13 protein-coding genes are annotated in these 14,922 nt (G+C 65.9%); 3 read left to right on the top strand and 10 right to left on the bottom strand.

Annotation, left to right across the window (positions count from 1 at the left end):
• Positions 1-128: 128 nt before the first annotated feature.
• Together ACSQ24_RS14370 and ACSQ24_RS14365 are read right to left on the bottom strand one after the other, a co-directional pair.
• Entirely contained in the window at positions 129-746 is a 618-nt protein-coding gene (locus ACSQ24_RS14370) for a glutathione S-transferase family protein (protein WP_436097893.1), read from the bottom strand.
• 11 nt (positions 747-757) lie between these two features.
• The gene (locus tag ACSQ24_RS14365; RefSeq protein ID WP_436095330.1) at positions 758-1,954 is read right to left on the bottom strand and encodes a diaminopropionate ammonia-lyase; all 1,197 of its coding nucleotides are present in this window, start codon (positions 1,952-1,954) and stop codon (positions 758-760) included.
• Between the two features lie 102 nt (positions 1,955-2,056).
• Between ACSQ24_RS14365 and ACSQ24_RS14360 the strand changes: the two genes are divergently transcribed.
• A complete protein-coding gene (locus tag ACSQ24_RS14360; protein WP_436095329.1) occupies positions 2,057-2,536 on the top strand; it encodes an Lrp/AsnC family transcriptional regulator in 480 nt (159 codons plus the stop codon).
• Between the two features lie 257 nt (positions 2,537-2,793).
• On the opposite strand, the gene ACSQ24_RS14355 is transcribed toward ACSQ24_RS14360, so the two are convergent.
• The 5 genes from ACSQ24_RS14355 to ACSQ24_RS14335 all read right to left on the bottom strand — a co-directional run bounded on the left by ACSQ24_RS14355 (position 2,794) and on the right by ACSQ24_RS14335 (position 8,635).
• Positions 2,794-3,687 carry a carbohydrate ABC transporter permease gene (locus ACSQ24_RS14355; RefSeq protein WP_436095328.1) on the bottom strand — a complete coding sequence of 298 codons (894 nt, stop codon included), beginning with the start codon at positions 3,685-3,687 and terminating at the stop codon, positions 2,794-2,796.
• Positions 3,684-4,577 carry a carbohydrate ABC transporter permease gene (locus tag ACSQ24_RS14350; RefSeq protein WP_436095327.1) on the bottom strand — a complete coding sequence of 298 codons (894 nt, stop codon included), beginning with the start codon at positions 4,575-4,577 and terminating at the stop codon, positions 3,684-3,686. Before ACSQ24_RS14350 ends, ACSQ24_RS14355 begins: the two co-directional genes overlap by 4 nt.
• A gap of 179 nt (positions 4,578-4,756) precedes the next feature.
• Positions 4,757-6,013 (bottom strand): ABC transporter substrate-binding protein, encoded by a 1,257-nt coding sequence (locus tag ACSQ24_RS14345; RefSeq protein ID WP_436095326.1) that lies wholly within the window; start codon positions 6,011-6,013, stop codon positions 4,757-4,759.
• 113 nt (positions 6,014-6,126) lie between these two features.
• On the bottom strand, positions 6,127-7,533 hold the full coding sequence (locus ACSQ24_RS14340) for a hypothetical protein (RefSeq protein WP_436095325.1): 1,407 nt from the start codon (positions 7,531-7,533) through the stop codon (positions 6,127-6,129).
• A 187-nt stretch (positions 7,534-7,720) separates the two neighbouring features.
• Entirely contained in the window at positions 7,721-8,635 is a 915-nt protein-coding gene (locus ACSQ24_RS14335) for a PfkB family carbohydrate kinase (protein ID WP_436095324.1), read from the bottom strand.
• A gap of 520 nt (positions 8,636-9,155) precedes the next feature.
• Between ACSQ24_RS14335 and ACSQ24_RS14330 the strand changes: the two genes are divergently transcribed.
• Together ACSQ24_RS14330 and ACSQ24_RS14325 are read left to right on the top strand one after the other, a co-directional pair.
• Positions 9,156-9,926, top strand: a complete 771-nt coding sequence (locus ACSQ24_RS14330) for a DeoR/GlpR family DNA-binding transcription regulator (RefSeq protein WP_436095323.1) — start codon at positions 9,156-9,158, stop codon at positions 9,924-9,926.
• Between the two features lie 138 nt (positions 9,927-10,064).
• The gene (locus tag ACSQ24_RS14325; protein WP_436095322.1) at positions 10,065-11,111 is read left to right on the top strand and encodes an aldo/keto reductase; all 1,047 of its coding nucleotides are present in this window, start codon (positions 10,065-10,067) and stop codon (positions 11,109-11,111) included.
• A gap of 170 nt (positions 11,112-11,281) precedes the next feature.
• Here ACSQ24_RS14325 and ACSQ24_RS14320 read toward each other — a convergent pair whose 3' ends face one another.
• The 3 genes from ACSQ24_RS14320 to ACSQ24_RS14310 all read right to left on the bottom strand — a co-directional run bounded on the left by ACSQ24_RS14320 (position 11,282) and on the right by ACSQ24_RS14310 (position 14,884).
• Entirely contained in the window at positions 11,282-11,773 is a 492-nt protein-coding gene (locus ACSQ24_RS14320) for a GAF domain-containing protein (protein WP_436095321.1), read from the bottom strand.
• Between the two features lie 375 nt (positions 11,774-12,148).
• Positions 12,149-13,474, bottom strand: coding sequence for an LLM class flavin-dependent oxidoreductase (locus ACSQ24_RS14315; RefSeq protein WP_436095320.1), 1,326 nt, complete (start codon positions 13,472-13,474; stop codon positions 12,149-12,151).
• A 414-nt stretch (positions 13,475-13,888) separates the two neighbouring features.
• Positions 13,889-14,884, bottom strand: a complete 996-nt coding sequence (locus tag ACSQ24_RS14310) for a TRAP transporter substrate-binding protein (protein ID WP_436095319.1) — start codon at positions 14,882-14,884, stop codon at positions 13,889-13,891.
• Between the last annotated feature and the right edge of the window lie 38 nt (positions 14,885-14,922).

Here is a 14,922-nt window from a genome sequence, read left to right as displayed (position 1 = left end):
GCCGTCATCCCGGACAAGCGCCGAAGGCGCGCAGCTCCGGAATCCATCGTAAAGCGCAACGCTCTTCGATGGATTCCGGCGTTCCGCTTCGCTCCAGCCGGAATGACGGGGAAAATGGAATAGGGAGTTCAATCCTGCGTCTCGCCCTCATAGGGCGTGGCGCGCATCGAAGGACGCTGGTTGAAGCGGTCATACCAGCCGGCGAGACGTGGTGCCTGCGCACGAAAATCCGGCAGGCGCCGAAAGCTGAGCCAGGCCAGGGCCGTCGCGAGCCCGATCTGGCCGACCGTGACCGGCCCGTCGAGCTCGGCCTGCGCCTCGAGATAGTCATAGGCCTCGACGAGCTTGGTCGTCTGGCCTTCAGCGAGCGGCGGGTAACGTAGGGCTTCCGGCCGACGCTCCGTTTCCCAGCGCACGGCGATGCCGGCATCGCACAGGCCCTGTGCCAGTGCCTGGAGCCGCAAGGCTTCGTAGCGTGCCGGCCCGTCGCGCGGGATCAGCGAGCCTTCGCCGGCGAGCCGATCGAGATAGTCGCAGATCACCACGGAATCGAAGAGCGCGTCGGCATCGGGCGTCAGCAGCACCGGCACCTTGCCGAGCGGGTTCCAGGCAAATACGGCGTCGTTGCGATTGGTCGGACTGGTCTCGTGGTGGATCACGTCGAGACGCTCGGTGAGCCCGAGCTCGTGAGCGCAGACCAGCACCTTGCGGGCATAGGGCGAATGGCTCTGGTAGAGCAGGGTCAGTTTGCCGGACATCACGCAGCCTTCCCGGCGACCTCGGCCGGCGTCAGCCCGACCAACTCGGCATAGCGCTCCGGATCGGTCGCGCCCTCGGTGACGACGGCGAAGACGCGTGAGGAGGTATCGAGCTTCAGCGCGGCGCGCGCCTGCGGATCGCGGAGTGCTGCCAGCAGCCCGGCGAATCCGGCCGCGCCGCTTTCGCCAGCAACGATCGCCGGGTCGCCGCCGGCCGGGCGCGCCAGCCGGTTCATCGCCTCGACCGCGACTGCATCGTCGACCGTCATGAAGGCGTCGGCGGATCGCGCCAGCACGCGCCAGGCGAGCGGCGAGGGATCATAGCATTCCAGCATCGCCATCACCGTCGACGCACCATGGGCGACCTTGGTCGGCCGTCCGTTGCGGGCGCTCTCGAACAGGCAGGCGGCGCGGGCCGGATCGACCACGGTGAAGAGCGGCCTGTTCTCGCCGAGCAGCAGCGATAGATGCGCCGCGATCGCCGCGGCGATGCCGCCGACGCCGGCCTGGACGAAGACATGGGTCGGTGGCTCCGGCAATTGCCGCAAGGCTTCGCGGATGATCGCGGTGTAGCCCTGCATGACGAGGCCTGGGATGCGCTCATAGCCGTCCCAGGACGTGTCGGAGACGGTCGTCCAGCCGCGCTCATTGGCGACACGGGCGGCCTCGACGACGGAATCGTCATAGGTGCCGTCGACGCGCACGATCTCGGCACCGAAGTGGGCGATCGCTGCGGCGCGCGGTTCGCTGACGCCGCCATGCACGAAGATCACGGACTTCGCGCCGACGAGTTGCGCGCCCTGTGCGACCGAGCGGCCGTGATTGCCGTCGGTGGCGCAGGCGAAGGTCATCTCGGATGCCACCGCGCGAACCTCGGGGGAGGTCATGTCGGCTTCGTCGAGGGTGCGCCCGAGCCGCTCAGCTGCCGCTTCCAGCACCAGTCGCGTGACGGCATAGGCGCCGCCCAGCGCCTTGAAGCTGCCGAGGCCGAGCCGCTGGCCTTCATCCTTGAGGTGCAGTGCGCCAATGCCGAGCGCGGCTGCGAGGCCGGGCAGGGCCCGCAGCGGTGTCGGCACATGCTCGGCCCGCGCGGCGAGGTGCCGTTCGATCGCGTCGGCTCCGGCAGGGCCGAGCGTTTCCGCATCGGTCGGATGGAGCGGCTGGCGGAAGTCCGGGAGCTGGTTGAGCAGGAACATGCTTGCCTCGCTGAGTGTCGAAGTGAAGAGATATTGCAAGAGCTGCGAAAGAGGCGCTGCAATCGTCCCTGGAGCTTGCAAGTTTGTTTCATGGAGCCGTGCTTGAGCGAACCGACCGCTGCCGCCCTCGACGCTTTCGACCGGGCGATCCTCGCCATCCTGCAGCAGGACAACACCACGCCGCAGCGCGTGATCGGCGAGAAGGTCAACCTCTCGGCGCCGGCCGTGCAGCGCCGCATCCGCCGGATGGAGAAGGACGGCGTCATCCGGGCCAATGTCGCGGTCGTCGAGCCGGTGGCGCTCGGCCATCCGATCACCATCTTCGTCGAGATCGAGCTGGTCAGCGAGACCGCGAAGGACATCGACGCCGCCAAGCGCGCCTTCCTCGCCGCGCCCGAGGTGCAGCAATGCTACTACGTCACTGGCGAGGTCGATTTCATGCTGGTCGTGCTGGTGCCGAGCATGACGGCCTATGAGGCGCTGACCCGCCGCCTCTTCTTCGCCGACGCCAATATCCGCAAGTTCCGGACCTTCGTCGCGATGGACCGGGTCAAGGCGGGGCTCAGCGTGCCGGTCGGCTGAACGTTGCCGATTGCTCGCCCTGAACGATGGAGGCGCGGGGAACCCTCTCCTGGAAGGAGAGGGCAGGGTGAGGTGTAGGCCGTTTGACCAGCGCCGCGAGACCTGACCGTGCGGTTGGGTTCAGGCCAACGTTTCCACTCCGAACACCTCACCCCTGCCCCTCTCCTTCCAGGAGAGGGGTTCCCCGCGCTTGTCTCATCTGTTGGTGCTCACTGGAAAGACTGCGCATGACGAACTGGAACGGCTGACGCGCCGCCTCACGACGTCAGCGCCCCCGCGGTCATGCCCTGCACCATGAATTTCTGCAGGAAGATGAAGGCTATCACCAAAGGCAGGCTCGCCAGCACCGAGAAGGCCATCATCGTGTTCCAGTCGGTGACGAACTCGGCCATCAGGCTGTAGATCGCCATGGTCAGCACCCGGTTCTCCCAGGATTCGATCAGCACCACCGCGAACAGGAACTCGTTCCAGGCGAGCAGGAAGGTGTAGAGCCCGGCGCCGATGAAGGCGGGATAGGACATCGGCACCAGCGTCCTGAAGATCGCGCCGAGCCGCGAGCAGCCGTCGACCATCGCCGCCTCCTCGATGTCGCGAGGTATGTTGATGAAGTAGCTGCGCAGCATCAGGATGCAGAAGGGCAGGGTGAAGGTCAGATAGACCACGATCAGTGATGTCCGGGTGTCGTAGAGCCCGAGCGTGATGAAGATCCGGAAATAGGGGATGCAGAGCAGCACCAGCGGGAACATCTGCGTGGTGATCAGGAACATCAGCACCGCCCGCTGCCCGGTGAACTTGAAGCGCGCCAAAGCATAGGCCGCCATCGCCCCGAGGATCAGCGAGAGCGCCGTCACCACCAGCGAGATCACCATCGTGTTGAGGAAGACGACGAGATAGCGCGGGCTCGCGAAGATCTTGCGATAGCCCTCCAGCGTGAACACCTGCGGCAGCCATTCCGGCGGCATCCGCATCACCTCGATGTTCGGCCTGACCGAGACCGTCAGCATCCAGGCGAGCGGAAAGAACACGATTGCTATCGCGGCGAGGAGCAGGAGGTAGGCGGCGAGGTTGATCAGGCGCTCGCGTCCGCGAATGCCGATCTTGCCGAGATAGGGGCGTGGATGCGCTGCGGCGCCGGGCAGGGCGACAGTCATTGCTGATTGCTCATGGTTCGGCGGACATAAATGGCGCTCACGATGAAGAGCACGATGAACATGACCACGGCCTCGGCCGAGGCGTAGCCGAATTTCAGCTTCTGGAAGCCGTCGAAATAGATCGCCGTCGCCAGGACTTCCGAGCCATGCGCCGGCCCGCCGCCGGTCATCACATAGACCGGGTCGAAGGCACGGAAGGTCCAGATCGAGTCGAGCAGCACGATCGTGGTGATGACGCTGCGCAGCTGCGGCAGGGTGATGTGCCAGAACTGCCGGAACCGCGAGGCGCCGTCGATCTCGGCGGCTTCGTAGAGTTGCTTCGAGATCGCCTGCAGGCCGGCGAGCAGCATCACCATGAAGAAGGGGAAGGCGCGCCAGACGTTCATCGCCGTCACCGAGCCGAGCGCGGTCGCGGGATCGCCGAGCCAGGAGATGGTGAAGTTGGTGTCGATCACCCCGAGCGAGGCGAGCAGGCCGTTGAGCACGCCAAAGGGCTGCAGCATCAGCACCCAGATCATGCCGGCGACGGTCGGCGCCAGCAGCCACGGCACGATCAGGAGGCCGCGCGCGACGGTGCGGAAGGCCGGGTCGAGATTCATGTTGAGCAGGAGCGCGAGGCCGAGGCCGATCACCAGATGCAATACAACGCTGAAGAAGGTGAAGACCACGGTCTGCCAGAAGGCGCGCCAGAACAGCGGGTCGTTGGCGAGCGCGATGTAGTTGCCGAATCCGACCCAGACCTCGCGCTGCAGGTTGCTGTCGTGGAAGCTCAGGCGGACCACGTCGATCAGCGGGTAGATCAGCAATGCGACGAGGATCAGCAGCGACGGCCACAGGAAGGACGCGGCCAGGGCTTCCTCGCGGTATTTGCGTTTGAGCGTCAGCAGCATGTCTCGCCGATCGTTGCGGGGCGGCGGGGTGTGGCCGGCCTCTCAGAATGATCCGGGTCATCCCGGACAAGCGGCGTAGCCGCGCCGATCCGGGATCCATGCCCGAGCCTCGCAATTGAAGGCTCAGGCATGGGTCCCGGGTCTCCCTTCGGTCGCCCGGGACGACGAGTGCTTCGATGTCACTTCGCGCCGGCGAGGACCTTGTTCCATTCGGCCGCGGCATCATCCAGCGCCTGCTTGGCGGTCTTCTTGCCCTGCACCGCGTTCTGGATCTCGGTGGTCATCACCTTGTTCATCTGCACGGCGTTAGGCATCGACAGGAACGGCGACTGCGCATTGGGCTGCGCCATCTGCGTGACGAAGGCCTGGAAGAGCTTACGCTCCTTGAACCAGTCCTGGTTGGCGACGTCGGTGCGGGCCGGAAAGCCGCCGGTGCCCTTCGCCCAGATCTCGATGCCCTTCGGCCCCGAGAGCCATTTCATGAAGGTCCAGGCCGCGTCCTTGTCCTGCGCCTGGCTGCTGATGGTGTTGAGCGAGCCGCGCACCATGGTGCCGGTGCTCTTGCCCTTCGGCAGCGGCGCGATGTCGTAGTTGAGATTCGGGTTGAGCTGCTTCTGGATGGCGACGCCCCACGGCCCCTCGAACATCATCGCGACATTGCCCGAAGCGAAGTTGGCGCGCTTCTCCTTCTCGCCATTGCTCAGCACGCCCGGCACCGAGACTTTGTCCTTGTTCATCCGCTCGATGTACCACTCGATCGCGGCGACGCCTTCGGGACTGTTGAACACGGCCTTGCTCGTCGCCGGATCCATGATCGTCGCGCCGCCCTGCAGCAGCAGCGGGTAGATGTCGTAGGTCATGTTGGTCGGCGGCTCGGCCTGGAGCGTGCCGGTGACCGCGAACTGGCGCTTGTCGGGATTGGTCAGCTTGCGGGCGTACTCGGCGAACTCGTCCCAGGTCTTGGGCGGGCCGGAGAGACCGGCGGCCTTGAACAGGTCGGTGTTCCAGAACAGCGCTACCGCGCCGCTCTCGATCGGCAGGTAGTACTGCTTGCCCTTCCACTTGGCGTGGAAGGTCTCGGGGATGTTCGAGAAGAACGCCGCCGGCTCCTTGGCGATGCGCGCGTCGAGCGGTTCGATCATGCCGAGATCGGCGAATTCGGCGACCCAGTCGACCTGGACCAGCAGCACGTCCGGCAGCTTCTTGGCCTGGTGCAGCACGATGGCGCGGTCGTGGAAGCCGGTGAACGGCGAGTCGACCGGCGTCAGCTTGATGTCGGGATGGTCCTTCTCGAAGGCGGCCTTGAGCTCGCCCATGAACTTCTCGCCGACCTCGGTGCCCTTCCACTGGCCCCAGCGAACCTCCTTCTGCTGGGCGAGCGCGAGCGTCGGCAGGCTCGCCACCGTGGCAAGCGCCATTGCGGCGAGCTGCAGCATGGAAGACCTGCGATGCGGATCCATATGCGTTTCCTCCCGTTGGTTGTCCCTTTGGCAGTCTTCTTGGTCAGCGGCGCATCCGTCGTTGCGGGCGCCGGAACAGGCTTAGGTTTTCAGGCCGCGCGAGCTTTCCGCAGGGCCTCGGGCACCGGCGGTGCGACCTTGACCAGCGTGGTGTTCTCGTCGACCAGTCTGCTCGTCCCGCCGACATTCATCCAGGTGAACATGTTGCGGAACATCTCCTGGAGCGAGGCCATGATCGCGCTCTCGGCCTCCTTCGGCATCTCCCAGAATGGTTGCTTCATCACCTTCCAGGATTTCTTGCGGGTATTGTAGAAGAACTGCGCATCGGTCTCGCCCGCCCCCTTCTCGGAGAGGTGATTGGCGAAGGTGTAGTCCCGGATCTGGTCCTTCAGCGCCTGCGGCAGGGCCGGGTGGTCGAAGATCAGGTTGTTGAAGCCGAGCGCGAGATGGACCTCGACCGCTTCCGCCTTAGGGAGCTTGGCGAGCTGCGTGCCGGGCAGGGTCGAGGCGCCGTGCTGGACCGCGCCCGCCATGTTGTAGTCCTTGCGGCAGATCGTCGAGATCGTCTTCAGGAGATCGTAGTCGACATTGACCTCGGCGAGCGTGCCGTCCGGCAGCACCTTGCCGCCATGATAGGTGCCGGAATTGATCGAGATCTTGCTGACGATCGGCAGCTTGGCGCCGCGCTTGGCCATCTCCGCCAGATAGACCTTCATGAAGGCGCGCAGCTCCTCCGGCGTAGTGTTCTCGTGGCCGACCTCGCCGATCTCGGCGCCGAGCGAGATCGAGACGCCCTTGGGCTCGATGCCGCGGACGAACTGCGTGAAATGCGCGGTGAGCTCGGCGTTGACGCGCTGCTGGTCCTCGACCGTCGGCAATGACAGGTCGACCACCGTCGAGGCGTCGATGTCGATGCTGTACATGCCGGCCGCCACCTGCTCGCGCATGATGGTCTCGAGCTTGCCGACTTCCGCCTTCGGATCGGCGAGATAGGCCTTGGCGTTGATCTGGTCGTGGTCGGCCTGCAGGAAGACCGGGCCGACATGGCCTTCGCGCAGCGCCGCCGCGAGCACCGCGGCGGCGTATTCCAGCGGCGGCTGCTGGGCGTAGAGCGCTTCGCCCACGGCCTGCTCGAAGATGAAGAGCTTGGAATCGAGCTCCTTGCCGGCGCGGAAGACGGCGCGGCAGGTGTGATAGCTCCAGCCGCGCAGATTCATCGCCGGCACCGTCTTGCCCGACCATTTGCCGGCGGCGCAGGCGAGATAGAGCTCCTGGATCGATGCCGGCACGATGCCGGCGGCATGGGCGGCCTCGCGGATCGCCCAGATCGCCACCGCGCGCGTCTCCGGCTCGGCCAGCGCCGCCGTCTGCGCCCAACGGTCGATCATCGCGTCGGAGGGTCGCTTGCTTTTGCTGAAATCGGGCGAGGGGCCGGAAAGATCGACGCCGATCGTCTTGAGGTCGTCGGTCAGCTCAGCGAGCGAGGCGCATGCCATTGGTCATACCTTCGAAAACGGCTTCGAAACGGAAAGCGCGGCGGGCTTCCGGGCTCCGGCAGGGCGGGTTTGAGCCCGCCGCATCACGTTCGCAATCAATGCATGCTGTTTTCGTTATCGCAAGTGATATTATCGTTTTCGCGCATTGCAATATAAGTCGTGTTGCAATGCGCAATCGATCGCAGGTTCAGTTTGGGTGGATTTCGCCACTCGCCAGCAGAGCTTGGACGGCGGCACGGTCGGGCATGCCGTCCCAGCCATTGCCACGCTCGGCCTTGAGCGCTGCGACGGCCGCCGCCAGCCGCGCCGCCTCGACCGGGCTCTGCCCTTCGCAAAGCCCGAGCGCATAGGCGCCATGGAAGACGTCGCCGCAGCCGGTCGTATCCTTCGCCGCGACCTTGAAGGCGGGAACGCTGACCAGTTCGCCGCCGATCAGCCAGAGGCTGCCGGCCGTGCCGCGGGTCACGGCGAAGATCTTGTCGGAGCCGTCGGCGCAGCACCGCAGCAGTTCCTCGGTTGGGCCGTCGCCGGCGAAATCACGCAGGCCCTCGGCCGAGAACACGATGTGATCGGCCTTGGCGATCAGCCGGCGATTATCCTCCGGCGTGCCGCCATCGACGTCGAGCACGCTCGGAATGCCGGCGGTATGAGCGCGCTCGAGCACGACAGCCGCACCGCCCGGCCAGCGCGTATCGGCCAGCACGACGCCGGCCTCTGCGAGGCCGTCTTGCGGCAGGACGCTCGCATCCTGCGAGAGGCTGCGCCGGTTCGAGACGATGCTACGCTCGCCGCGCCTGTCGACCAGGACGATTGCCCTGAGCGTGCGTCCTTCGGGCAGGATGGCGACGCCGTCGCAATCGACGCCATGCCCGCGCAACAGCCGCAGTGCCGTCTCGCCGGCAGCGTCAGCGCCGACACGGCCCCAATAGGCGGCCCGGCCGCCGAGATGACAGATCGCCACCGCTGCGGTCGCGGCCGGCCCGCCGAAGCGCTCGGCATAACCAAGCACGCCGGTCTTGATGCCGGCCGAGGGCAGGGCTTCGACCTGGAAAACCTCGTCCTGGACGAGATTGCCGACGCAGAGGATTCGGGAGCCGCTCACGCCCGATATCCGTTGCCGGCTTCCTCTGCGAGCTCGGATGAGGCGCGGGAAACCCCTCCCCCTTGTGGGGAGGGGCAGGGGTGGGGGTCGCAAAGCCGGAGCGATCGATAATGCCTGATGGCGACATCGCTGTTGCCGAGCGACTCTTTCTGCCGACGATCACCAGGCGGCACCACCCCCATCTCCAACCCTTCCCCACAAGGGGGAAGGGAAGCGCTTGCGCGATCAGCCTTTCGCGGAGGAATCCCGTCAGTGAAAGCAATCAACTTGAGAAGGCGCGCACGGCGTATCCGCCGGCTCCCTGGCCGCGTGGTGAGCATGTTCCGTCCCGCCGGATCTCGTTCTTTGTCGTGCCGGCAGGATCCGGTTGCGCGGCGCGGGCGATGATGCCCTACGCTTTCACTTTCGCAACACCATTTTCGCAAACGCGCATTGCGTGTAAGGAGCGGGTGATCGTAGAGACGGGTTCGCCGATAGGTTGATGCAACCCACCCGGGTTCGGCTCTGAAGCAGGCCTGAAATGGAACCGCTGAGCAAACGTCACGCTGACATCCTCGATATCCTCGGCAAGCGCGGCTATGTCGCGATCGAGGAGATGGTCTCCGTCTTCAACGTTACGCCGCAGACCGTGCGACGCGACCTGCAGGACCTCGCCGATCGCGGCCTGCTGCGTCGCCACCATGGCGGGGCGAGCGCCAACCTCTCGACCGCGAACACCGATTATGGCCTGAGGGTCGTCGAGACGGCAGTCGAGAAGGCCGCGATGGCGCAGGCGGCCGCCGAGCTGGTGACGCCGGGCAGCTCGCTGTTCATCACGCCCGGCACGACCATGGACGCGCTCGCCAAGGCGATCGCCGAGCGCCGCCCGCGCGGCTTGCGTGTCGTCACCAACAGTACCGCCGCTGCGGCGATCCTCGATAAATGCCCGGAGATCTCGATCCTGATCACCGGCGGCCACTGGCTCGGGCCGAACCGCGCCTGTGGTGGCATGCACGCCGCTGCCTTCATCGAGAATTATCGCTGCGACCTGCACATGACCAGCATCGGCGGCATCGACGCGGCCGGGAACCTGCTCGAATACCGCGACGACGAGGCGGTGGTCGGGCGCACCATGCTGCGCAATGCCCGGCGCTCGGTGCTGCTCGCCGACCACACCAAGTTCAGCCGGGTGGCGATGTCGCGCCTGGCGCATCTCAGCGAAATCTCGACACTGGTCACGGACCGACAGCCGGCTCCTGCGACTGCACAAATGATCCGCGACACCCGCTGCGAACTGATCGTAGCCGGCTGATCACGCAACGGTGAGCGCCGGTGCGTTGCGCGCTGCGGGGGTGGGCTCCTATCCTATGTGAAGGCCGCCCCACGCCATATGGGCGATCCCGCCGCGGCCGCGTCAGTCAAAAAATCCAATCGTCGAAAGAGACACGTCATGCGCTATCAAACGCTTGGCCAGACCGGCCTGCTCGTCTCCGAACTGTGCCTGGGCACCATGACCTTCGGAGGCGGTGATGCCGGCATCTGGGGCAATATCGGCCGGCTCGACCAGCAGGAGGCCGATGCGCTGGTGAAGACCGCGCTCGATGCCGGCATCAATTTCATCGACACCGCCAATGTCTACGCCGAGGGCAATTCCGAGCTGATCACCGGCCAGGCCCTGCGCAATCTTGGGATCGCACGCGACGAGGTGGTGATCGCCACCAAGGTCTATGGCCGGATCGGGCAGGGGCCGAACGGCTCCGGGGCCAGCCGCTACCACATCCTCGAACAGGCCAAGGCCAGCCTGAAGCGGCTCCAGCTCGACCATATCGACCTCTACCAGATCCATGCCTTCGACAGCATCACGCCGATGGAAGAGACGCTGGAAGCGCTCGACGCGCTCGTTCGGCAGGGGCTGGTGCGCTATGTCGGCGTCTCGAACTGGGCGGCCTGGCAGGTCGCCAAGGCGCTCGGCATCTCCGAACGCCGGCACCTCGCCCGCATCGCCTCGCTGCAGGCCTATTACACCATCGCCGGCCGCGACCTTGAGCGCGAGATCGCCCCGATGCTGCTCTCCGAGAAGGTCGGGCTGATGGTCTGGAGCCCGCTCGCCGGCGGGCTGCTTTCCGGCAAATACGATCGCCGCAACGAGCAGGGCGGCGAGGGCCGGCGCGCCAGCTTCGACTTCCCGCCGGTCGATCGCGAGCGCGGCTATGATGTCATCGATGCGATGCGCCCGATCGCGCAGGTGCACAAGGCCTCGGTCGCGCAGGTGGCACTCGCCTGGCTCTTGCACCAGCCGGCGGTGACAAGCGTCATCGTTGGAGCCAAGCGGATCGAGCAACTCAACGAGAACATCGCAGCGAGCGAGATCACGTTCACGGCCGATGAACTGGCTACGCTCGACGCGGTCAGCGCCCTGCTGAAGGAGTATCCGGGCTGGATGCTGGAGCGCCAGGGCGCCAACCGCACCAAGCCCGATCCGCGCCGGGTGGGCTGAACTCAAGCTCATTATTAGGAAATCTCTCGCCGTCATTCCGGACAAGCCGCGTAAGCGGCGCAGCTCCGGAATCCATCGAAGGGCGTCGAGCTCTACGATGGATTCCGGCGCTCCGCTTCGCTGCGGCCGGAATGACGGAAGTTTTTGGGACGGAATGAAGAGTTAACTGCTCAGAAGCGGTCACTGGCTTCCAGATAGAGCCTGGCGATCGCCTCGATGCCACGCTGGTCGGCGGCGTCGAAACGGCCCGGCTCCGGGCTGTCGAGATCGATCACGCCGATGACCTCGCCGTCACGGATCAGCGGCACGACCAGCTCCGAGCGCGAGGCGGCGTCGCAGGCGATGTGACCGGGGAAGGCGTGCACGTCCTCGACCAGCATCGTTTCGCGCCGGGCGACCGCCGTGCCGCAGACACCGCGCCCGACCGGGATGCGCACGCAGGCCGGCTTGCCCTGGAACGGCCCGAGCACGAGCTCGCCACCGCGCATCAGGTAGAAACCGGCCCAGTTCAGCGCCGGCATCGCGTCGTAGAGGAGCGCCGAGAGATTGGCGGCGTTGGCGATCGCATCGCGCTCGCCATGCAGCAGGCCTTCGAGCTGCTGCACGAGCTCCCTGTAGAAGCCGGGCTTGTCGCTGGCCGAGATCGTCGCCGCCTGGAACATCGTTGCCTCCGTAAAGTCGAGGCTGGATATGCGCCGCCTGAGCGGATTTTGCGAGGGTTATGGCCGATCGGAGGGCGGGGGGCAGCTGCGCGTCCAGAGCAGGAAGGCGGAGAGCCGCCGCAGTTGCCGTGTGGCGAAATAGAGCACGTAGATCATCATGCGTCTCCAGACTGGGAGCCCACGAAAGTCTCGTGGTGCTTTTAGCTTTGGTGACGCGGTGCAAGCTGCTCCGGCAAATCCCGCGACCGGCCCGCATCGCTGCGGTTCGATCCTGACATCGTTCGCAATCGCCGCTCCCGGGTCAATGAAACGGCTTTTCAAAGATCTGATGACAGTCGGTACAATCGTCCACAGTGGCGGCCCGCCGGGGAATGTTCAGGCGAAGTGTCGGTTGACGGGCCGCGGCAGGCCGAGATGGTCGCGCAGCGTCGGCCCCTGATACTCCCGGCGGAACAGGCCGCGTCGCTGCAGCTCGGGCACGACCTTGTCGACGAAGTCGTCGAGCCCCTCCGGCAGATAGGGGAACATCACGTTGAAGCCGTCGCTGCCGCGCTCGATGAGCCATTGCTCCATCTCGTCGGCGATCGTCTTCGGCGTGCCGACGAAAGCGAGCCCGCCATAGCCGCCGAGCCGCTGGGCGAGCTGGCGGACGGTCAGGTTCTCGCGGCGGGCGAGCGCGATCGTGCGTTCGCGCCCGCTCTTGCTCTGGTTGGTGTCCGGGATCTCGGGCAGCGGCGCATCCGGATCGAAGCCGGTGGCGTCGTGGCCGAGCGCGATCGAGAGTGAGGCGATGGCGCTGTCGTAATGGACGAAGGAATCGAGCAGAGCCCGCTTCTCGCGGGCTTCCTCGACGCTGTCGCCGACGACAGTCAGCACCCCCGGCAGGATCTTGAGATGGTCGGGGTTCCGGCCGATCGCCTCCATTCGCCCCTTCACATCGGCATAGAAGGCCTGTCCCGCCGCGAGCGTGCCATGCGCCGCGAACACGACCTCCGCCGTCTCGGCCGCGAGCTCGCGGCCGGGTTCGGAGGCGCCGGCCTGGACGATCACCGGCCAGCCTTGCGGTGGCCTTGCGATGTTGAGCGGGCCGCGGACCGAGAGATGCTCGCCCTTGTGATCGAGTCGCCGCATTTTATCCGGGTCGAAATAAATGCCGCTGTCACGGTCGCGGATGAAGGCGTCGTCGGCGAATGAATCCCATAGCCCGGTGACGACATCGTAGAACTCGCGCGCCCGGTCATAGCGCTCGCCATGGTCGACATGGGCGTCGAGGCCGAAATTCAGTGCGGCATCCGGGTTCGAGGTGGTGACGATGTTCCAGCCGGCGCGGCCGCCGCTGATATGGTCTAGCGAGGCGAAGCGCCGGGCGATGTGATAGGGCGCGTCGAAGGTGGTCGAGGCGGTGGCGACGAGGCCGATGCGCTCGGTCGCGCCGGCGAGGGCCGAGAGCAGGGTGAACGGCTCGAACGAGGTCACCGTGTGGCTGCGCTTCAACGCTTCGACCGGCATGTTCAGCACGGCGAGATGGTCGGCCATGAAGAAGGCGTCGAACTTGCCAGCCTCGAGCTTCTGCGCGAAGCGCTTGAGGTGGCCGAAATTGAAGTTCGCATCGGGATAGGCGCCGGGATAGCGCCAGGCGCCGGTATGGATGCTGACGGGGCGCATGAAGGCCCCGAGATGAAGCTGGCGCGCGGTCGTCATGGCTGGCCTCGGTGGGCGGTTGCTCAGTGGAGGCTGAGCTATGTCCGCATCGGCCGCCGCGCCATGGCGCCGCACAAAAAGCCAAGGACTTTCTCTTGAGATCAGCGACTATGCCAAAATTGTCTTCCTATGCTGAAGGATAGGGAGAATTGCTCTCCTTCCGGCGGAACCCTGTGCGTCATGGTCGGGCTTGTCCCGACCATCCACGTCTTCGCCTGCAGATAGAAGGCGCGAGGAACCCTTCTCCCGTGTGGGAGAAGGGCAGGGATGAGGGCCTGCCCTGTCCGGCAAGAGGTCGCAGCGGCGCCGTTGCGTTTCAGCAATCAGCGGCGGTCCCTCACCCCTACCCCTCTCCCATCCGGGAGAGGGGATCCCGCGCATGTCCCAGCCGCTCTCGCCTTGCGACAGGTCTCCTCAGGCCGCGGCCTTCTTGATCGCCTCCAGCGTCTCGCTGCCGTACTTGCCGACGAACTCCTTCTCGACCTCGGCGGTGACGATCTTGGCGAAGGAATCGCGGTCGGGGGTCTCGACCGCCTGCATGCCGGCCTTCTTCAGCGCGGCCAGGCTCGAGCCTTCGGTGTCCTCGTTCATCTGGCGCTGGATGCCGGCGATCTCCACCGCGATGGTCGGCAGCATCTGCTGGATGTCGGCCGGCATCGCGTCGAATTTGGTCTTGTTCATCACGAGCGGGCCGGTGGTGAAGGCGTGGCGCGTCAGCGAGAGATGCTTTTGCACCTCGTTGAACTTGGCGTTGAGGATCAGTGTCACCGGGTTCTCCTGGCCATCGACCGTGCCGGTTTCCAGCGCGGTGAAGAGCTCGGTGAAGGCCATCGGGGTCGGGATCGCGCCGAGCAGCTGGAACGCCTTGATATGGGCCGGGTTCGGCGTGGTGCGGATCTTCAGGCCCCTGAGGTCGGCGGCGGTCGCGACCGGGCGGCGATTGTTGGTCAGGTTGCGCCAGCCGATCTCCCAGGTCGCGAGCGCTTTGAGGTTCGAGCCTTCGAGCTCCTTGCGCAGGCCGTCGCCGATCGGCCCATCCATCACCGCGGCCGCGTGCTTGCGGCTCTGGATCAGGAAAGGCAGGTCGAGCACGTTGAGCTTGGGCGCCAGGCCCGTGAAGAACGGATTGCCGGTCAGGCAGACGTCGAGCGAGCCGCCGCGCACCGCGCCGATCGTCTGCGCGTCCGAGCCGAGCGCGCCATTCGCGAAAACCTGGACCTCGTAGCGGCCCTGGCTCTTGGCCTTGACCTGCTCGGCGAAGAGCAGCGCCGCCTTGTGCCAGCTGTCGGCCTCCGGGTGCGGATGGGCGAAGCGCAGCTTTACCGCCTGCGCCAGGGCCGGGCGGCCGATGGCGAAGAGGGCGATGCCGGCGCTCGCGCCGGTGAGGGCGGTCCTGCGGGTGATGGTCATGAGCTTGTCCTCCCTTTCTTGTTTTCGGGGCGGGCGCG

The sequence above is a fragment of the Allobosea sp. LjRoot237 genome, from assembly GCF_964253285.1.
Taxonomy (GTDB): Bacteria; Pseudomonadota; Alphaproteobacteria; order Rhizobiales; family Beijerinckiaceae; genus Allobosea.
This window is presented reverse-complemented; position numbering and strand designations above follow the sequence as displayed.